This is a genomic window from Variovorax davisae (assembly GCF_030316845.1).
Taxonomy (GTDB): domain Bacteria; phylum Pseudomonadota; class Gammaproteobacteria; order Burkholderiales; family Burkholderiaceae_C; genus Variovorax; species Variovorax davisae.
Map to the genome: position 1 here is coordinate 386,581 of NZ_JASZYS010000005.1, position 19,148 is coordinate 405,728.

Below are 19,148 nucleotides of genomic sequence, written 5' to 3' on the forward strand. Positions count from 1 at the left end.
CTGCGGCGACCCCACAAGGAAAGACCATGAAACGCAGAGACATCCTCATCGCCGCCACGACGGCGCTGGCCGGCAGCGCCCGGGCCCAGATCGGCAACGCGCCCATCCGGCTGCTGGTCGGCGCACCGGCCGGCGGCTCGACCGACACCATCGCCCGCACCCTGGCGGCCGGCATGGGCCCGGTGCTGGGCCGCACGGTGATCGTCGAGAACCGGCCCGGCGCCGGCGGCAACATCGCCGCCGAGGTTGTCGCCAAGGCGCCGCCCGACGGCAACACGCTGCTGCTGAGCTTCACCAGCCATGCGATCAATGCGACGCTCTATCCCACGCTGCCCTTCGATCCGGTGAAGGATTTCACGGCCCTGAGCTGCGTCGCGACCTCGCCGTCGATCCTGGTCGCCCATCCGTCGCTGCCGGCGAACAACGTGCGCGAACTGATCGCGCTGGCCAAGGCCAAGCCGGGCCAGCTCAACTTCGCCATCGGCGCGCTGGGCTCGTCGCTGCACATGGCGGGCGAGGCCTTCAAGATGCAGTCGGGCGTCTACATCGTGAACATCCCGTACCGGGGCACCGCGCCGGCCGTGCAGGACGTGCTGGCGGGCCAGGTGCAGCTGATGTTCGCGGCGGTCGGCAACGTGCAGCAGCACATCAAGGCCGGCAAGCTGAAGGCGCTGGGCGTGACCTCGGCCAAGCGGCTGCCCGAGTTCCCCGACCTGCCGGCCATTGCCGAGACCTTGCCCGGCTACGAATCGAGCGCCTGGTTCGGCCTGTTCGGGCCGGCGCGCATGCCGCCCGAAACGACGCGCCGCCTGGCGGACGCCGCCCGGCAGGCGATCGGCGAGCCGGCGATGCGCAAGCGCTTCGACAGCGAGGGCGTGATCGCGGTCGGCAACACGCCCGAACAGTTCGCACCCTTCGTCCAGAGCGAGATCAAGCGCTGGGCGCAGGTGGTCAAGTATTCGGGCGCGAGGCCGGAATGAGCGCGCCCGTCTCCGCTCTCCCACCGGCGCCGCAGACGCTGGCGCAGAAGCTCATCGCCCGGGCCTGCGGCCGGGCGGCGGTCGCGGTCGGCGAGATCGTGACCTGCGAGGTCGACCTGGCGATGTTCCACGACTCCTCGGGCCCGCGCCGCCTGCAGCCGATGCTGGAGGAACTCGGGGCGCAGATCTGGGACCGGTCGCGCATCGTGCTGGTGATGGACCACTACGTGCCCGAGCGCGACGACGATTCGCGCCGCATCGTGCGCATCGCCCGCGACTGGGCCCGCGACCAGCGGCTGCCGCATGTCTACGACAGCCAGGGCATCTGCCACGTGGTGGTGCCGCAGCACGGCCACATCCGGCCCGGCATGCTGTGCGTGGGCGGCGATTCGCACTCGCCCACCGGCGGCGCCTTCGGTGCCTACATGTTCGGCATCGGCAGCACCGAGATGCTCGGCGTGGTGGTCAGCGGCGAGATCTGGCTGCGCGTGCCCGAGACGATCCAGATGTGGTGGGACGGCCGGCTGCCCGCCGGCGTGACTGCCAAGGACATGATGCTGCACATGCTGTCGCGCTTCGGCATGAATGGCGGGCGCTACCAGGCGGTCGAGTTCTGCGGGCCGGCGGTGCAGGCGCTGTCGATGCAGGAGCGCATGACGCTGTCGAACATGAGCGCCGAACTCGGCGGGCAGGTCGGGCTGATCGCGCCCGACGCGACGACCTCGGCCTTCCTCGCCGAAGCCGGTGCACCGTCGATCGACACGGCGCCGTGGTTCACCGATGAAGGCGCGGACTTGACGCGCCACCGCTTCGATGCCTCGACGCTCGAACCCTACGTGGCGGCGCCGCACAGCCCGGCGAACGCGCATGGCGTGAGCCGGTACCTCGGCACGCCGATCGACGTCGCCTACATCGGCGCCTGCACCGGCGCCAAGCTCGACGACCTGCGGGCCGCGGCCGAGGTGCTGCGCGGCCACAAGGTGGCGGCCGGCGTGCGGCTGATCGTCGCGCCGGCCAGCCTGCTCGACCAGCAGCGGGCCCGCGACGAGGGCGTGCTGCAGGCACTGCTCGACGCCGGCGCCGAGCTCTTTCCCACCGCCTGCGGCGCCTGCTCGGGCTACGGCGACCCGATGGGCGACGACCTCACCGTGATCTCCACCACGGCACGCAACTTCAAGGGCCGCATGGGCTCGCCCACGGCGCAGGTCTATCTCGGCTCCCCGTACACCGTGGCTGCGGCCGCACTGTGCGGCCGCGTGACCGATCCGCGCGAGGTGCTGGCATGACGTCGCACCGCGTCTGGCGCCTCGGCGCCGATGTCGACACCGACGCCTTGGCGCCGGGCCATGCGATGAAGCACGGCATCGACGTCATCGCCCGGCATTGCCTCGAAGCCGTGCGCCCCGAGTTCGCCCGCGAGGTGCGGCCCGGCGACCTGATCGTGGCCGGGCCGAATTTCGGCATCGGCTCGTCGCGCGAGCAGGCGGCCGCCGTGCTGGTGCACCTGGGCGTGGCGGCGGTGATCGCGCCTTCGTACGGCGGGCTCTATTTCCGCAACGCCTTCAACCTGGGCTTGCTGCTGCTGACCTGCCCCGAGGCCGAGACGCTGAAGGACGGCGACCGCGTCGCCCTCGACATCGCACGCCCCTCGGTCGCGGCGCCCGACGGCCGGCTGCTGGCCTGCGAGCCGGTGCCCGGATTCCTGATGGACATGGTCCGCGCAGGCGGCCTCATGAAGCAGCTGCGGCAGCGCTTCGCCAAAGAAAGTACCGAACCATGAACGACGCTTCCCACCCCCCGATGGACCCGGTCACGCTCGCGGTGCTGCGCGGCCGGCTCGAACAGGTCGCCGACGAGATGGACGCGACGCTCTACCGCAGCGCCTTCAATCCCATCATTGCCGAGGCCCACGATGCCTGCCACGGCCTCTACGACGCCGCCAGCGGCGACACGCTGGTGCAGGGCAAGTCGGGCCTGCCGGTGTTCGTCGGCGCCATGGCCTTCGCGGTGCGCGCGACCGCGGCCGCGGCAGCGCCGCGCGGCGGCATGAAGGACGGCGACATCTGGATCAGCAACGACCCCTACGACGGCGGCACGCACGCCAACGACTTCAAGCTGGTGCGGCCCTTCTTCCGCGACGGCCGGCTCTATTGCTACATGGCCTCGGCCGCCCATTGGCACGACGTCGGCGGCGCGGTGCCCGGCAACTACAACCCGGCCGCCACCGAATGCTGGCAGGAGGCGGTGCAGATCCCGCCGGTGCGCATCGTGCGCGACGGCGTGCTCGACCCCGACGTGCTGGCGATCCTGCGCGCCAACACACGGCTGCCCGAAAGCCTCTGGGGCGACCTCAACGGCCAGCTGGCCGCGCTGGAACTGGGCGCCAGGCGGCTGCACGGCCTGCTCGACGAGTACGGCGACGCGCCGGTGCTGCAGGCCATGGGCGAGCTGCGCAGCCGCGCGCTGCGCCTGATGCGCTCGCACATTGCCTCGCTGCCGGACGGCCGCTACAGCTTCGAGGACGTGCTCGACAACGACGGCATCGTCAACGAGCCGCTCACCATCGCGCTCGACATGACGGTGGCCGGCGACCGGCTGCTGCTCGACTTCTCGCGCACCTCGCCGCAATGCGCGGGCCCGGTGAACATCTCGCGCGCCACCGCGATCGCGGCCTGCTACGTGGCGCTGAAGCACCTGTTCCCGGACGTACCGGCGAATGCCGGCGTGCTCGATGCGGTGGACTTCGTCCTGCCCGACCGGCTGGTGATCAGCGCCGAGCGGCCGCGGCCGGTCGGCGGCTACACCGAGACCATCCTGCGCATGATCGACGTGATCTTCAGCGCCGCCGCCCAGGCCGATCCGACGCGGGCGGTGGCGCAGGCCTACGGCACCATCAACGCGCTGTCGATCGCCGGCCACCGCAGCGACGCCGGGCGCGAGGGCCAGCGCTGGGTGATGTTCAGCTTCTTCGGCGGCGGGCATGGCGGCCATTCCGGCGGCGACGGGCTCTCGCACGGCAACGCGCCGATCTCCACCGCCACCATCCCGCCGCTCGAGATCCTCGAGGCGGCCTACCCGGTGCGCTTCACCGAATGGTCGCTGCGCGCCGATTCGGGCGGCGACGGCCGCCATCGCGGCGGCCTTGGCGCGGTCTACGAGATCGAACTGCTGGAGCAGGCGGCCGAAGCCTTCGTCTTCGGCGAGCGCGGCACTTCGCCGCCCAAGGGCATCGCGGGCGGCGGTGCCGGCGCGTTGAACGTCTTCCGCTACGAGAACGAAGGCGCCTGGCACGAGCCGCCGATGGTGTCGAAGATGCGCGGCATCCAGCTGGTGCGCGGCCAGCGGGTGCGCCTCGAAACCCCCGGCGGCGGCGGCTGGGGCAGCGCCGCCGAGCGCGCACCCGAACAGCGCGAGCGCGACCTGGCGATGGGCTACGTGAGCGCCACCGCCGATGCAACCAAGAAGGCGTCCGAATGACTTCCCCCAGCCAATCCCTGGTCGTCGGCGTCGACGTCGGCGGCACCTTCACCGACCTGTTCGTGCTCGACGAGTCGAACGGCACGGCGCGCATCGTCAAGGTGCCGTCGACCCGCGGCGAGGAAGCGCGCGGCTTCATGAACGGCGTGGCCCGCGTGGCCGACTCGGCAGCGGCCATCGCGACCATCGTGCACGGCACCACGGTCGGCACCAATGCGCTGCTCGAGCGCAAGGTGGCGCGCACCGGCATCATCACCACGCGCGGTTTTCGCGACGTGCTCGAGATGCGCCGGCGCGACCGGCCCCAGACCTGGGGCCTGCGCGGCAGCTTCGTGCCGGTGGTGCCGCGCGACCTGCGGCGCGAGGTCGACGAGCGCGTGCTGGCCGACGGCACGCTGCACACGCCGGTCGACCTCGACCAGGTCCGCGACGAGGCCCGCGCGCTGCTGGAGGCCGGCTGCGAGGCGGTGTGCGTGTTCTTCATCAACACCTACGCCAACCCCGAGAACGAACGGCTGGCCGTCGCCGCGGTGCGCGAACTGTGGCCCAACGCCCATGTCACCTCGGCCTGCGAGGTGCTGCCCGAGATCCGCGAATTCGAGCGCTGCTCGACCGCCACGCTCAATGCGGCGCTGCAGCCGGTGGTCGGCAGCTACCTCGAACGGCTGGAGTCGGACCTGCGCGGCCAGGGCTTCGACGGCGAACTGCTGGTGGTGCAGAGCAACGGCGGCGTGATGTCGCGCCAGACCGCCAGCGACCTGCCGGTGCGCACCGCGCTGTCGGGCCCGGCGGCCGGCGTGATTGCCTGCGCGGCGATCGCGCGGGCGGCGGGCTTCCCGAATGCGATCACCGGCGACATGGGCGGCACATCGTTCGACGTCTCGCTGGTCGCCAACGGCGAGGCCGCGCTGGCGGCGCAGACCGCGATCGAGTTCGGCATGGTGATCCGCTCGCCGATGATCCAGATCGAGACCATCGGCGCCGGCGGCGGCTCGATCGCCTCGGTCGACGCCAGCGGCATGCTCCAGGTCGGTCCCGAATCGGCCGGCAGCATCCCGGGGCCGGCCTGCTACGGCCGCGGCAACATGCGCCCGACGGTGACCGACGCCAACGTGCTGCTCGGCCGCATCGCCGCCGACCGGCCGCTGGGCGGCGGCCTGCTGGCGGCGCTGGATGCGGGCAAGTCCTTCGAGGCGATCGACCTGCATGTCGCGAAGCCGCTCGGGCTCGACGTGCACCAGGCGGCGGAGGCGATCCTGACGGTCGCCAACGCGCGCATGGCGGGTGCGATCCGGCTGGTGTCGATCGAGCGCGGCCACGATCCGCGCCGCTTCGCCTACATGCCCTTCGGCGGCGGCGGGGCGCTGCACGTGTGCGCGATGATGCGCGAGGTCGGCGTCGCGATCGGCATCGTGCCGCGCTACCCCGGCGTGACCTCGGCGCTGGGCTGCGTGATCGCCGACATGCGGCACGACGCGGTGCAGACCCTCAACCGTCCGCTCGACGAACTCGACGTCGCGCAGCTCGGGCAGCGCATCGCCGAACTGGCCGCAGCCTGCCAGCAGCGGCTCGATTCCTCGGGCGTGCGCTTCGACGAGGTGCGCGAGGTGATCGCGCTCGACATGCTCTATGCCGGCCAGACCCACACGCTGCCGGTGGTGCTCACGGCCGCCACCGCGCAGGCGTTGACGCGCGAAGGCATCCGCGGCGCCTTCGAGGCCAGCTACAGCGCTGCCTTCGGCCGGGTGCTCGACGGCATCGGCATCCGCGTGATGAACCTGCGCTATGCGCGCATCGGCGTGCGGCCCAAGTTCGACCTCGCGGTGCTGGCGCCCGAAGGCGAGGGCAGCGTCGCCCCGCTGGGCACCCAGCGCGTGTTCCACGCCGGGCAGTGGCACGAGGCGCTGCGCTTCGCGCGGCTGGCGCTGCCGGTCGGCGCCCGCGTCGACGGCCCGGCGATCCTCGAACAGGCCGACACCACCGTCTGGCTCGAGCCCGGCTTCCATGCCGAGGTCGATGCGCATGGCAACCTGCTGGTGAGGCTGTCATGAGCGATGCGGCCATCCGCGGCACGACCACGGCGCTGGTCGTGGTCGACCTGCAGAACGACTTTCTGGATGCCCGCGGCGCCTACGCGCGCGGCGGCGACAGCAACCCCCCCGCGCTGCTGCTGCCCGACCGCGTGGCGGCGGCCGCGCGTGCGCTCAAGACCGTCGGCGGACTGGTCGCCGCGAGCCAGTTCACCCTGTGGCCCGATGCCGCCGGCGAGCCGATGGTGTCGCCGCACCTGAAGGCGCTGCGCCCCTACCTGCGCAAGGGCGACTTCGCGCCGGGCAGTTGGGGCCAGGCCAACGTCGATGCGCTGGCCGGCCTGGTCGACGTCGTGGTCTGCAAGGTCGCCTATTCGGCCTTCTTCAACACCCAGCTCGACTGGGTGCTGCGCCGCGCCGGCATCGACACGGTGGCCGTGTGCGGCATCGTCACCAACGGCGGGGTGGCGAGCACGGTGCGCGATGCCCACATGCGCGACTACCGCACGCTGGTGCTGGCCGATGGCTGCGCGGCTTTCGGCGAAGAGCGGCACCGGACCTCGCTGGCCGACATGGCCAACGTGGCCGAGCTGACGGACTGCGCGGGCTTCGTGCAGAGGCTGGCATGACGATCGACGCCGGAGGCCCGGTGCGCCGAATCCGGCGCGCATCGCAGATCGAGGCCGACATGCAGGTCGACGTGGCGATCGTCGGCGCCGGCGCCTGCGGGCTCACGGCGGCGCTGATGCTGCACGACGCGGGCGTCGGCTGCGTGGTGCTCGAACGCGACACCGTGCCGAGCGGATCGACCGCGCTGTCATCGGGCTTCATTCCGGCGCCCGGCACGCTCGCCCAGCGCCGCCAGGGCATCGAAGGCGACAGCCCCGCCCGCTTCGCGGCCGACATCCAGGCCAAGGCCCATGGCCTGGCGGCGCCGGCCCTGGTGCCGGCCTATGCCGAAGCCGTCGGTCCGGCGCTCGATGCGCTGCAGGCCCGGCACGGCCTCGACTGGATCGTGCTCGACGGCTTTCTCTATCCCGGCCACAGCGTGCACCGGATGCATGCCTTGCGGCAGAAGACCGGCGCGGCGTTGATGGCGGCGCTGCAGGCGGCGGTGGAGGCCGCCGGCATCCCCGTGCTGACCCAGGCCCTGGTCGACACGCTGTGGCTCGATCAGACGGACCGTGCGGTCGGCGTCGGCTACCGCCGCCCCGATGGGCGCGAGGAAACGCTGGGCTGCGACGCGCTGCTGCTGGCCTGCAATGGCTTCGGCGGCAATGCGGCGATGGTGCGCGCGCGGCTGCCCGAGATGGCCGAGGCCGCGTTCGGTGGCCATGTCGGCAACGACGGCAGCGCCATCCTCTGGGGCGAGGCGATCGGCGCCCGGCTGCGCGACCTCGGCGGCTACCAGGGGCACGGCTCCTGGGTCACGCCGCAGGGCGCGCTGATGTCCTGGGCCGTGATGATGGAAGGCGGCGTGCAACTCAACCGCGAGGGCCGGCGCTTCCACGACGAGACCCAGGGCTACTCCGAAGCCGCGGTGCATGTGCTGGCGCAGCCGGGCGGCGTGGCCTGGAATGTCTTCGATACGCCGCTGCTGGAACTGGCGCGCGGCTTTCCCGATTTTTGCGAGGCCGAGGCGGCCGGCGCGCTCCGGCGCTGCGACGGCGTGGCCGAGCTGGCGGCCTGCATCGGCTGCGATGCGGCGACGCTGCAATCGACGCTCGACGGGCTGTGCGCCGGCGCCGTGCACGCCGATGGCCGCGTGTTCGCGCGTCCACTGGCCGCGCCCTATTTCGCGGTCAAGGTCACGGGCGCCCTGTTCCATACGCAAGGCGGCCTCGACGTCGCGCCCGACATGCGCGTCCTGCGCCAGGACGGCACGCCGCTGCCCAACCTGCTGGCCGCCGGCGGCGCCGCGGGCGGCGTGTCGGGCGACGCGGTCTGGGGCTATCTCTCGGGCAACGGGCTGCTGAGCGCGGTGGCCGGCGGCGCCATCGCGGCGCACACGGCCGCCGCGCTGATCGATGAAAGGAAGGCTTCCCATGGCCCATGAGACATTCAAGGCGCGCCTGGCGCGCAACGACATCGTGCTGGCGCCCGGCGTCTACGACGCGCTGAGCGCACTGGTGGCCGAGCAGGCCGGCTTCGAGGCGCTGTACCTGTCGGGCGCCTCGATCGCCTACACCCGGCTCGCGCGCTCCGACGTCGGGCTCACCACCTTCACCGAGGTCGAGGACACGCTGGCGCGCATCACCGAGCGGGTCGGCCTGCCGGTGATCGTCGATGCCGACACCGGCTTCGGCAATGCGCTCAACACGCAGCGCACGGTACGCGGCTTCGAGCGCGCGGGCGCCGCGATGGTCCAGATCGAGGACCAGGGTTTTCCGAAGCGCTGCGGCCACCTGGACGGCAAGACCGTGGTGCCGGTGCGCGAGATGGTCGGCAAGCTCCAGGCCGCGCTCGATGCGCGCGCGTCGGCGCAGACCTTGATCCTCGCGCGCACCGACGCGGTGGCGGTGGAGGGGCTCGATGCGGCGCTCGACCGCGCCGAAGCCTATCTCGAGACCGGCGTCGACGCGCTCTTCATCGAGGCGCTGCGTTCGCCCGCGCAGATGGACGCCGCCTGCCAGCGCTTCGCCGACCGCGTGCCGCTGCTCGCCAACATGGTCGAGGGCGGCAAGACGCCGGTGCAGGACGCGGACGCGCTGCAGGCGCATGGCTTCCGGATCGCGATCTTCCCGGGCGGCACGGCCCGCGCCGTGGTGCATACGCTGCAGGGTTACTACGCGAGCCTGCAGGCGAATCGCACGACACTGCCCTGGCGCGATCGCATGCTGGACTTCGATGGGCTCAATGAAGTGATCGGGACGCCCGAGTTGATGGCGCAGGGCAAGCGCTACGAGTGAGCGGCGGCACGGCCCGCGCGCTTCGGCCTACACTGGCCGCCTCTTTCAAGCCTGCGCGTTCGACATGCGATCCACCCGTCGTCCCTTCCTCCTGCTTCCGGCCGCGCTCGGCCTTGCCGCCGTGCTGCCGGTGCCGGCCCACGCCGCCGACGGCCGCGACACCCAGCCGATCCGCCTGGTCGTCCCCTTCGGTGCCGGCGGCGTCGCCGACCTCACGGCGCGCGTGGTCGGCAAGGCGATGTCCAGCCAGCTGAACCAGCCCGTGATCGTCGACAACCGTCCCGGTGCCGGCGGCGTGGTGGCCGGCACGATGGTGGCCTCGGCAGCGGCCGACGGCCTCACGCTGCTGCTCATGAGCAACGGCACGGCGGTCAGCGAAGGCCTGTTCCAGAAGCTTCCCTTCGACACCCGCAAGGACTTCGCGCCGGTCTCGCTGCTGGGCTATTTCGACATCGCGATCGTGGTGCCCGAGAAGTCGCCGCTGCGCAGCCTGGCGGACCTGGTGGCGGCCGCCAAGGCACGGCCGGGCGCGTTGAACATCGGCACGGTCAACATCGGCAGCACCCAGCACCTGGCCGCCACCCTGTTCAAGAGCCGGGCCGGCATCGACGCCCAGGTGGTGCCCTTCAACGGCACGCCGGCCGTGGTGACGGCCCTGCGCAGCGGCCAGATCGACGCCGGCGTCGAGATCCTGTCGCCGGTCATGCCGCAGATCACGGGCAAGGCGCTGCGGGTGCTGGCCGTGATGGGCGAGAAGCGCAACCCGGCCTTGCCCGAGGTGCCCACGGCGGCCGAGGGCGCCGCGCTGAAGGGCTTCGACGTGCGTTCCTGGAACGCGCTGGCCGCGCCGGCCAAGACGCCGCGCGAGCGCATCGACCGGCTCAACCGGGCCGTCCGCGCGGCGCTGGCCTCGCCCGAGGTCCAGCAGCAATTGGCGACGCTGAACGTGCAGCCGCGCGCCGGCAGCCCCGAGGAGCTGGCGACGCTGCTCGACAGCGAGATCCGCCGCTGGAGCGGCGTGATCGCCGCCGCGGGCATCCCCCGGCAATAGCCTTCCAGGCGAGGTACGGACATGCAACTCGAACACATCGGACTCGTCGGCTACGGCGAGGTGGGCAAGACCTTCGCCTCGGGCCTCAAGGACAAGCCCGGCGTCCGATCCGTCGGCGCCTGGGACCTGACTTTCATCGACCCGGCGCGCCAGGCGCACGAGCAGGCGCACGCCGCGCAGGCCGGCGTGGTGGCGCACCCGTCCATGGCCGCCCTGTGCGGGGCCAGCACGCTGGTGATCTCCGCCGTCACGGCGTCGAACACCCTGCGCGTGGCCGAGGAGGCGGCGCCGCACCTGCGCCCGGGCACGCTGTTCCTCGACCTCAATTCGGCTTCGCCGGGCACCAAGCGGCGCTGCGCGGCGCTGGTCGACGCCGCCGGTGCGCACTATGTCGAAGCCGGCGTGATGACCTCGGTGCCGCCCTATGGCATCCGCGTGCCGATGCTGCTCGGCGGCGAGCGGGCGGCGGCGTTGGCCGAGGCGCTCGCAGCCTGGGGGCTGGACACCAAGGCGGTGAGCGACCGGCTCGGCGTCGCCAGCGCGATCAAGATGAGCCGCAGCGTGATGATCAAGGGCCTGGAGGCGCTGGTGATCGAAAGCTACGCCACGGCGCGCGCCTACGGCGTCGAGGACCACGTGCTGCCGACCTTGCAGGAGACCTTCCCGAGCATCGACTGGGGCCGCCAGGGCGCCTACTTCTTCAGCCGCGTGGTCCAGCACGGCCAGCGCCGGGCCGAAGAGATGCGCGAGGCCGCCAACACGGTGCGCGAAGCCGGCTTCGCGCCCACCATGGCCGCGGCCATCGCCGAGAAGCAGCAGTGGGTGGCCGACCAGGCGAAGGCCGGCGTGTTCGACGGCCTCGACAAAGAGGCGAACTGGCAGGACTACGCCGATCGCCTGCTCGCGCAGCGCGGCAAGGACTGAGCCCCCACGCTCGTCACTTCGTGTACTCGCTGCCCCCCGAGAGGGAGCAGTCCGCCTTGGGGCGGCCCGGCGGCGGACCTTTCAACCCCGTAGCAGCGCCTCGCCGGTCTTGCGGATCAGCTCCAGCGTGGCCTGCTGCGTCAGGGTGGCCCGGCGCAGCGCGCTGACCGCGGTGAACACCGGGATGCGCAGCGGCGGCGAGACGATCTCGCGCAAGGTATAGGCCGACGGGTTGGTCGAGCGGATCACCGCATTGCGCGACAGGATCGCGAAGCCGGCGCCGTCGGCCACCAGGTCGAGCATCGCCGAGACGCCATCGATCTCGAGCGCGACCCGCGGCGTGCAGCCGACGCCGGCCATCTCCGACTCGACGTACATCCGGATCGCGTTCGGCCGGCTCGGGATCACCAGCGGCAGCCGCGCCACCTCGGCCAGGGTGAGGGGCGGCGGCGGCGGATCTTCCTGCAGCCCCGGCGGCCGGCGCCCGACCAGCATCAGCGCCTGGTCCAGCAGCCGCTGCACGTCGAGCCCGGGCATCGGCCGGGCGTCGTAGAGCACCGCGATGTCCAGCCCGCCGTGCAGCAACTGGTCCTGCATGGCGGTCGAGAGGTTCTCGCTGATCGACAGCTGGGCCTGCGGCATCTGCGCGCGGAAGGCCCGGGTCAGCGGCACGGCCAGCACGCGCGCGATGCTCGGCGGCAGCCCCACGGCCACCCGGCCGGCCAGCGAGCCGCGCACCCGGTCGAGTTCCTCGCGGGCCCGCTCCACCTGGTGCAGGATGCCGCGCCCATGGGCGAGCAGCACCTGGCCGGCCTCGGTCGGCGTCGCGCCACGGCCGTTGCGCACCAGCAGGTTCTGGCGCAGCTCGACCTCGAGCAGGCGCACCTGCCGGCTCAGCGCCGGCTGCGCGACCTTGAGCGCCACCGCGGCCCGCGTGAAGCTGCCGAGTTCGGCGACGCGCACGAAATACGCCAGCTGTTTCAGGTCCAAACATCATCTCCAGGCCAAGCCGGGATGATATGCCGTTTTGTTCTAGCTGCTAGTGGCCTATGGCAAATCCAGCAGGGCCATCCCGCCGCACAATCCGCCGATCGCGCCCGCCACCGGGCCTGGAGACAAGGCGAAAAGCATGCAGAAGACCACCATCAAGGGTATTTCGTCGATGGCCACCCGCCAGGTGCTGGCCGAGCTCGTGGCCGCCTTCGAGGCCCGCTCGGGCGCGTCGGTCGCGATCGAATCGGTCGGCGGCGTCGACGCCGCCAAGCGGGTGCAGGCGGGCGAGGCCTTCGACGTCGTCATCCTGGCTTCCGACGCGATCGACAAGCTGATCGCCGCCGGCCATATCGACGCCGGCAGCAAGACCGACCTGGTGCGCTCGGGCGTGGCGGTGGCCGTGAAGGCCGGTGCGCCGCGCCCCGACATCGGCTCCGAGCAGGCGCTGCGCTGCGCGGTGCTCGCGGCCCGCAGCCTCAGCTATTCCACCGGCCCGAGCGGCGTCGCGCTGGCCGCGCTGTTCGAGCGCTGGGGCATTGCGGAAGAGATCAAGCCCCGCATCGTCCAGGCCCCGCCGGGCGTGCCGGTCGGCACGCTGGTCGCGCGCGGCGAGGTCGAGCTCGGCTTCCAGCAGCTGAGCGAACTGATCCACGTCCAGGGCATCGACCTGCTCGGCCCGATGCCGGCCGCGATCCAGATCGTCACGACTTTTTCAGGCGGCGTCTGCAGCGGATCGGCCCAGTCCGAGACCGTGCGTGCGATGCTGGCCTTCATGGCCTCGCCCGCGGCCGACGCGGCGAAGCGTGCGCAGGGGATGGACCCCGCCTGCGCCTGACCAGAACCACCACCCGGAGAGCACCCCATGATCATCGACGTCCACGGTCACTACACGACCGCCCCTGCTGCACTCGGCGCCTGGCGCGACCTGCAGATCGCCGCCCTCAAGGACCCGTCCAAGGCCCCCAAGGCCGCCGACCTCAAGATCAGCGACGACGACATCCGCGAGACCATCGAGAGCAACCAGCTCAAGCTCATGAAGGAGCGCGGCTCCGACCTGACCATCTTCAGCCCGCGCGCCAGCTTCATGGCGCACCACATCGGCGACTTCGAGACCTCGTCGACCTGGGCGGCGATCTGCAACGAGCTCTGCTATCGGGTCAGCCAGCTGTTCCCGGACCACTTCATCCCGGCGGCGATGCTGCCGCAGTCGCCCGGCGTCGACCCCAAGACCTGCATCCCCGAGCTGGAGCGCTGCGTCAAAGAATACGGCAACGTCGGCATCAACCTGAATCCGGACCCGAGCGGCGGCCACTGGACCAGCCCGCCGCTGAGCGACCGCCAGTGGTATCCGATCTACGAGAAGATGGTCGAGTACGACATCCCCGCGATGATCCACGTCAGCACCAGCTGCAACCCGGCCTTCCACACCACCGGCTCGCACTACCTCAACGCCGACACCACGGCCTTCATGCAGTGCCTGACCTCGGACCTGTTCAAGGACTTCCCGACGCTGCGCTTCCTGATCCCGCACGGCGGCGGCGCCGTGCCCTACCACTGGGGCCGGTTCCGCGGCCTGGCGCAGGAGCTCAAGAAGCCGCTGCTCGACGAGCACCTGCTCAACAACATCTACTTCGACACCTGCGTCTACCACCAGCCGGGCATCGACCTGCTGAACACGGTGATCCCGGTCAAGAACGTGCTGTTCGCCTCGGAAATGATCGGCGCCGTGCGCGGCATCGACCCGACCACCGGCCACTACTACGACGACACCAAGCGCTACATCGAATCGAGCAAGCTCCTGAGCGACGCCGACCGCTTCCAGATCTACGAAGGCAATGCGCGCCGCGTCTTCCCGCGCCTCGACGCCGCCCTCAAGGCCAAGGGCCTCTGACCCATTTCAAGGAGACAAGACCATGTACGAACTCGGAGTCGTCTATCGCAACATCGAGCGCGCCGACCGCGCCACGGCCGACGCGCTGGCCAAGCTCGGCTCGGCCACGGTGCACGAGGCCATGGGCCGCGTGGGCCTGCTCAAGCCCTACATGCGGCCGATCTATCCCGGCGTGCAGGTGTCGGGCACGGCGGTCACGGTGCTGCTGCAGCCCGGCGACAACTGGATGATGCACGTGGCGGCGGAGCAGATCCAGCCCGGCGACATCGTGGTGGCGGCGGTCACGGCCGAATGCACCGACGGCTACTTCGGCGACCTGCTGGCGACCAGCTTCCAGGCCCGCGGCGCCCGCGCGCTCGTCATCGATGCCGGCGTGCGCGACGTGAAGACGCTGCAGGAGATGAACTTCCCGGTCTGGAGCCGCGCCATCTCGTCCAAGGGCACCATCAAGGCCACGCTGGGCTCGGTCAACATCCCGGTGGTCTGCGCCGGCATGCTGGTCACGCCGGGCGATGTGATCGTGGCCGACGACGACGGCGTGGTCTGCGTGCCCCGCGCGATGGCCGCCAAGGCGCTCGAAGCGGCCGTGGCGCGCGAAGCCAACGAGGGCGCCAAGCGCGAGAAGCTGGCCTCCGGCGTGCTCGGCCTCGACATGTACAAGATGCGCGAGCCGCTCGAGAAGGCCGGCCTGCGCTACATCGACTGATTTCCTTTCATCCTCACCTGAATCCCATCATGCAAGTCACTCGACGTTTCCTCGCTCTCGCCGCCGGCGCCGCACTGACCGCCGCCCTCCCGCTGGGCGCCTTCGCGCAGCAATTCCCGACCAAGCCGGTGCGCATCATCACGCCGTTCCCGGTCGGCGGCGGCCCCGATGGCGTCGCCCGCCTGGTGGCCGACAAGCTCTCGCGCGCCTGGGGCCAGCCGGTGGTGGTGGAAAACCGCCCGGGCGGCAACGGCTTCATCGCCATCGACGCCTTCAAGCGCGGCGCCAAGGACGGCACCGACATGATCGTGCTCGACAACGTGCACCTGGCGGCCTACCCGGCGCTGTTCAAGAAGCTGCCCTACGACCCGGTGAAGGACTTCGACACCCTGCTGCCGCTGTTCAAGACCTACTTCTTCTTCACCGTCGCGACCGACAGCAAGTACAAGACCGTCGGCGACATCATCGCCGACGCCAAGGCCCATCCGGGCAAGCTCAACTTCGGGTCCTGGTCGATCGGCAACCCGGTGCACCTGGGCTCCGAGATGTTCGCGTCCGCCACCGGCATCAAGATGGAGCACGTGCTCTACAAGGAAACCACGCAGCTCTACACCTCGGTGTCGACCGGCGAACTGGCCTTCGCGCTCGGCAGCGCCGCCACCGCGGGCCCGCTGCAGCGCGCCGGCAAGCTGCGCTTCCTGGCCGTGGCCGCGCCGCAGCGCCTTGCCAGCTTCCCGGACGTGCCGACGGTGGGCGAGTCGGGCGGCCCGAAGGGCTTCGAAGTCACGGGCTGGAACGCGATCGCCGTGCCGCCGGGCCTGCCCGCGGCCGTCACCGACAAGATCAGGAAGGACGTCGAGGCCGCGCTGGCCAGCCCCGACGTGCAGGAGAAGTTCAAGAGCTTCGGCTATGAGCCCTTCCCGACGACCCGCGACCAGTTCAACCAGTTCGTCAAGACCGAGACCCAGCGCTTCGGCGACGTGATCCGCAAGGCCAACATCACCCTGGACTGAGACCATGACCACCTTCACCAAGACCCCCGGCTGGCTCGACTGGTACGCAGGCCCGTCGAAGCCTCGCTTCAGGGTGCCGCCCGGCAGCGTCGACGCGCACTGCCACGTGTTCGGCCCGGGCGACGAGTTCCCCTTCGCGCCCGAGCGCAAGTACACGCCCTGCGACGCCTCCAAGGACCAGCTGTTCGCGCTGCGCGACCACCTCGGCTTCGACAAGAACGTGGTGGTGCAGGCCACCTGCCACGGCGCCGACAACCGCGCCATGGTCGATGCGCTGAAGGCCTCCAACGGCCGCGCCAAGGGCATCGCCACGGTCAAGCGCAGCATCAGCGATGCCGAACTGAAGGAACTGCACGACGCCGGCGTGCGCGGCGTGCGCTTCAACTTCGTCAAGCGGCTGGTCGACTTCACGCCCAAGGACGAGCTGCTCGAGATCGCCAACCGCATCGCGCCGCTGGGCTGGCATGTGGTGATCTACTTCGAGGCGGTCGACCTGCCCGAGCTGTGGGACTTCTTCACCGCGCTGCCGACCACCGTGGTGGTCGACCACATGGGCCGCCCCGACGTGAGCAAGCCCATCGACGGCCCCGAGTTCGAGCTGTTCCTGAAGTTCATGCGCGAGCACACCAATGTCTGGAGCAAGGTCAGCTGCCCCGAGCGCCTGTCGCTCAGCGGCCCGAAGGCGTTGAACGGCGAGCAGGCGGCCTACCAGGACGTCGTGCCCTTCGCCCGCAAGGTGGTCGAGAGCTTCCCCGACCGCGTGCTGTGGGGCACCGACTGGCCGCACCCGAACCTCAAGGACCACATGCCCGACGACGGCCTGCTGGTCGATTTCATCCCGCAGATCGCGACCACGGCCGAGCTGCAGCGCAAGCTGCTGGTCGACAACCCGACGCGCCTGTACTGGCCGGAGCTGAAGTAATGTCGCTCGACAAACCCTACAAGGACGTGCCCGGCACGACCATCTTCGACGCCGAGCAATCGAGGCTCGGCTACCACCTCAACCAGTTCTGCATGTCGCTCATGAAGGCCGCCAACCGCGAGCGCTTCAAGGCCGACGAGCGGGCCTACCTGGACGAGTGGCCGATGACCGAGGAACAGAAGCAGGCCGTGCTGGCGCGCGACCTCAACCGCTGCATCGCGCTCGGCGGCAACATCTACTTCCTGGCCAAGATCGGCGCCACCGACGGCAGGAGCTTCCAGCAGATGGCCGGCAGCATGACCGGCATGACCGAAGAGGAATACCGCGACATGATGATCAAGGGCGGCCGTTCGGCCGAAGGCAACCGCTACGTCGGCGAGGACGGCGACGCGCAGGCTCAGCACCAGCCGCAGGGCGCGGCCGGCCGCAAGGGACACTGACATGGCACGCATCACCGCATCCGTCTACACCTCGCACGTGCCCGCCATCGGCGCGGCACTCGACCTCGGCAAGTCGAACGAGCCCTACTGGCAGCCGCTGTTCGCCGGCTACGACTTCTCCAAGCAATGGATGAAGGACAACAAGCCCGACGTGGTCTTCCTGGTCTTCAACGACCACGCCACGGCCTTCAGCCTGGACATGATCCCGACCTTCGCGATCGGCACCGCCGATTCGTACCAGCCGGCCGACGAAGGCTGGGGCCCGCGTCCGGTGCCGGTGGTGCAGGGCCACTCGGCGCTGGCCTCGCACATCGCGCAGAGCGTGATCCAGCAGGACTTCGACCTCACCATCGTCAACAAGATGGACGTCGACCACGGCCTCACGGTGCCGCTGTCGCTGATGTGCGGCCAGCCCGAGGCCTGGCCTTGCCCGGTGATCCCGTTCGCGGTCAACGTGGTGCAGTACCCGGTGCCCAGCGGCCGGCGCTGCTTCATGCTCGGCCAGGCGATCCGCCGCGCGGTCGAGTCCTTCGACGAAGATCTGAACGTGCAGATCTGGGGCACCGGCGGCATGAGCCACCAGCTGCAGGGCCCGCGCGCCGGCCTGATCAACGCCGAGTGGGACAACAAGTTCCTCGACCGCCTGATCGCCGACCCCGACGATCTCTCGAAGATGTCGCACATCGACTACGTGCGCGAGGCCGGCTCCGAGGGCATCGAGCTGGTGATGTGGCTGATCGCGCGCGGCGCGATGGCCGACGTCGCCGGCGGCAAGCCGCCCAAGGTCGCGCACCGCTTCTTCCACGTTCCCGCGTCCAACACGGCCGTGGGCCACCTCATCCTGGAGAACCAATGACCAAGACCATCAAAGTCGCGCTCGCCGGCGCCGGCGCCTTCGGCATCAAGCACCTCGACGGCATCAAGAACATCGACGGCGTCGAAGTCGTGTCGCTGGTCAGCCGCGAGCTCGACAAGACCCGTGAAGTGGCGGCCAAGTACGGCATCGGCCACGTCACGACCGACCTCGCCGAATCGCTGGCGCTGAAGGAGGTCGACGCCGTCATCCTCTGCACGCCGACCCAGATGCATGCCTCGCAGAGCATCGCGGCGCTCAAGGCCGGCAAGCACGTGCAGGTCGAGATCCCGCTGGCGGATTCGCTCAAGGACGCGCAGGCCGTGGTCGACCTGCAGAAGGAAACCGGCCTGGTCGCGATGTGCGGCCACACGCGCCGCTTCAACCCCAGCCACCAGTGGGTGCACAAGAAGATCGAGGCCGGCGAGTTCAACATCCAGCAGATGGATGTGCAGACCTACTTCTTCCGCCGCACCAACATGAACGCGCTGGGCCAGGCGCGCAGCTGGACCGACCACCTGCTGTGGCACCACGCGGCCCACACGGTCGACCTGTTCGCCTACCAGGCCGGCAGCCCGATCGTGAAGGCCAATGCGGTGCAGGGCCCGATCCATCCGACGCTGGGCATCGCGATGGACATGTCGATCCAGCTGCAGGCGGCCAACGGCGCGATCTGCACGCTGTCGCTGTCCTTCAACAACGACGGGCCGCTCGGCACCTTCTTCCGCTACATCGGCGACACCGGCACCTACATCGCGCGCTACGACGACCTGTTCACCGGCAAGGAAGAGTCGATCGACGTCTCGAAGGTGGACGTGTCGATGAACGGCATCGAACTGCAGGACCGCGAGTTCTTCGCCGCGATCCGCGAAGGCCGGGAGCCGAATTCGAGCGTGGCCCAGGTGCTGCCCTGCTACCAGGTGCTGCAGAAGCTGGAGCAGCAGCTGCAGAGCTGAAGT

19 protein-coding genes are annotated in these 19,148 nt (G+C 70.4%); 18 read left to right on the plus strand and 1 reads right to left on the minus strand.

Annotated elements, in window-relative coordinates:
• The first annotated feature begins 26 nt into the window (after positions 1–26).
• The 10 genes from QTI33_RS14655 to QTI33_RS14700 all read left to right on the plus strand — a co-directional run bounded on the left by QTI33_RS14655 (position 27) and on the right by QTI33_RS14700 (position 11,371).
• Entirely contained in the window at positions 27–980 is a 954-nt protein-coding gene (locus QTI33_RS14655) for a tripartite tricarboxylate transporter substrate binding protein (RefSeq protein ID WP_286506777.1), read from the plus strand.
• Positions 977–2,266 (plus strand): 3-isopropylmalate dehydratase large subunit, encoded by a 1,290-nt coding sequence (locus QTI33_RS14660; RefSeq protein WP_286506778.1) that lies wholly within the window; start codon positions 977–979, stop codon positions 2,264–2,266. The genes QTI33_RS14655 and QTI33_RS14660 overlap by 4 nt, the downstream gene beginning before the upstream one ends.
• Entirely contained in the window at positions 2,263–2,760 is a 498-nt protein-coding gene (locus QTI33_RS14665) for a LeuD/DmdB family oxidoreductase small subunit (RefSeq protein ID WP_286506779.1), read from the plus strand. Before QTI33_RS14660 ends, QTI33_RS14665 begins: the two co-directional genes overlap by 4 nt.
• Positions 2,757–4,457 carry a hydantoinase B/oxoprolinase family protein gene (locus tag QTI33_RS14670; RefSeq protein ID WP_286506781.1) on the plus strand — a complete coding sequence of 567 codons (1,701 nt, stop codon included), beginning with the start codon at positions 2,757–2,759 and terminating at the stop codon, positions 4,455–4,457. Before QTI33_RS14665 ends, QTI33_RS14670 begins: the two co-directional genes overlap by 4 nt.
• The gene (locus QTI33_RS14675; RefSeq protein ID WP_286506783.1) at positions 4,454–6,508 is read left to right on the plus strand and encodes a hydantoinase/oxoprolinase family protein; all 2,055 of its coding nucleotides are present in this window, start codon (positions 4,454–4,456) and stop codon (positions 6,506–6,508) included. The genes QTI33_RS14670 and QTI33_RS14675 overlap by 4 nt, the downstream gene beginning before the upstream one ends.
• Positions 6,505–7,116, plus strand: a complete 612-nt coding sequence (locus tag QTI33_RS14680) for a cysteine hydrolase family protein (RefSeq protein WP_286506784.1) — start codon at positions 6,505–6,507, stop codon at positions 7,114–7,116. Before QTI33_RS14675 ends, QTI33_RS14680 begins: the two co-directional genes overlap by 4 nt.
• Complete coding sequence (locus tag QTI33_RS14685; RefSeq protein WP_286506785.1) at positions 7,113–8,543, plus strand: FAD-dependent oxidoreductase; 1,431 nt, start codon at positions 7,113–7,115, stop codon at positions 8,541–8,543. Before QTI33_RS14680 ends, QTI33_RS14685 begins: the two co-directional genes overlap by 4 nt.
• A complete protein-coding gene (locus QTI33_RS14690) occupies positions 8,533–9,396 on the plus strand; it encodes an isocitrate lyase/PEP mutase family protein (RefSeq protein WP_286506787.1) in 864 nt (287 codons plus the stop codon). The genes QTI33_RS14685 and QTI33_RS14690 overlap by 11 nt, the downstream gene beginning before the upstream one ends.
• 64 nt (positions 9,397–9,460) lie before the next feature.
• Entirely contained in the window at positions 9,461–10,447 is a 987-nt protein-coding gene (locus tag QTI33_RS14695; RefSeq protein WP_286506788.1) for a Bug family tripartite tricarboxylate transporter substrate binding protein, read from the plus strand.
• Between the two features lie 21 nt (positions 10,448–10,468).
• Positions 10,469–11,371, plus strand: coding sequence for an NAD(P)-dependent oxidoreductase (locus tag QTI33_RS14700; protein WP_286506789.1), 903 nt, complete (start codon positions 10,469–10,471; stop codon positions 11,369–11,371).
• An 81-nt stretch (positions 11,372–11,452) separates the two neighbouring features.
• On the opposite strand, the gene QTI33_RS14705 is transcribed toward QTI33_RS14700, so the two are convergent.
• Positions 11,453–12,361, minus strand: a complete 909-nt coding sequence (locus QTI33_RS14705) for a LysR substrate-binding domain-containing protein (RefSeq protein WP_286506791.1) — start codon at positions 12,359–12,361, stop codon at positions 11,453–11,455.
• A 139-nt stretch (positions 12,362–12,500) separates the two neighbouring features.
• Between QTI33_RS14705 and QTI33_RS14710 the strand changes: the two genes are divergently transcribed.
• Genes QTI33_RS14710 through QTI33_RS14745 form a run of 8 tightly spaced genes read left to right on the plus strand, consistent with a single transcriptional unit; the run spans position 12,501 to position 19,145 of the window.
• On the plus strand, positions 12,501–13,199 hold the full coding sequence (locus tag QTI33_RS14710) for a substrate-binding domain-containing protein (protein ID WP_286506792.1): 699 nt from the start codon (positions 12,501–12,503) through the stop codon (positions 13,197–13,199).
• A 27-nt stretch (positions 13,200–13,226) separates the two neighbouring features.
• Positions 13,227–14,255: an amidohydrolase family protein gene (locus QTI33_RS14715; protein WP_286506793.1), complete on the plus strand. Its 1,029-nt coding sequence runs from the start codon at positions 13,227–13,229 to the stop codon at positions 14,253–14,255.
• 22 nt (positions 14,256–14,277) lie between these two features.
• Complete coding sequence (gene ligK, locus QTI33_RS14720) at positions 14,278–14,961, plus strand: 4-carboxy-4-hydroxy-2-oxoadipate aldolase/oxaloacetate decarboxylase (RefSeq protein ID WP_286506794.1); 684 nt, start codon at positions 14,278–14,280, stop codon at positions 14,959–14,961.
• A 29-nt stretch (positions 14,962–14,990) separates the two neighbouring features.
• Positions 14,991–15,974, plus strand: a complete 984-nt coding sequence (locus QTI33_RS14725; protein ID WP_286506796.1) for a Bug family tripartite tricarboxylate transporter substrate binding protein — start codon at positions 14,991–14,993, stop codon at positions 15,972–15,974.
• A gap of 4 nt (positions 15,975–15,978) precedes the next feature.
• The gene (locus QTI33_RS14730; protein ID WP_286506797.1) at positions 15,979–16,896 is read left to right on the plus strand and encodes an amidohydrolase family protein; all 918 of its coding nucleotides are present in this window, start codon (positions 15,979–15,981) and stop codon (positions 16,894–16,896) included.
• Complete coding sequence (gene ligA, locus QTI33_RS14735; RefSeq protein WP_286506799.1) at positions 16,896–17,336, plus strand: protocatechuate 4,5-dioxygenase subunit alpha; 441 nt, start codon at positions 16,896–16,898, stop codon at positions 17,334–17,336. Before QTI33_RS14730 ends, ligA begins: the two co-directional genes overlap by 1 nt.
• A gap of 1 nt (position 17,337) precedes the next feature.
• The gene (locus tag QTI33_RS14740; RefSeq protein ID WP_286506800.1) at positions 17,338–18,192 is read left to right on the plus strand and encodes a class III extradiol dioxygenase subunit beta; all 855 of its coding nucleotides are present in this window, start codon (positions 17,338–17,340) and stop codon (positions 18,190–18,192) included.
• The gene (locus QTI33_RS14745) at positions 18,189–19,145 is read left to right on the plus strand and encodes a Gfo/Idh/MocA family oxidoreductase (RefSeq protein ID WP_286506802.1); all 957 of its coding nucleotides are present in this window, start codon (positions 18,189–18,191) and stop codon (positions 19,143–19,145) included. Before QTI33_RS14740 ends, QTI33_RS14745 begins: the two co-directional genes overlap by 4 nt.
• The last annotated feature ends 3 nt before the right edge of the window (positions 19,146–19,148 follow it).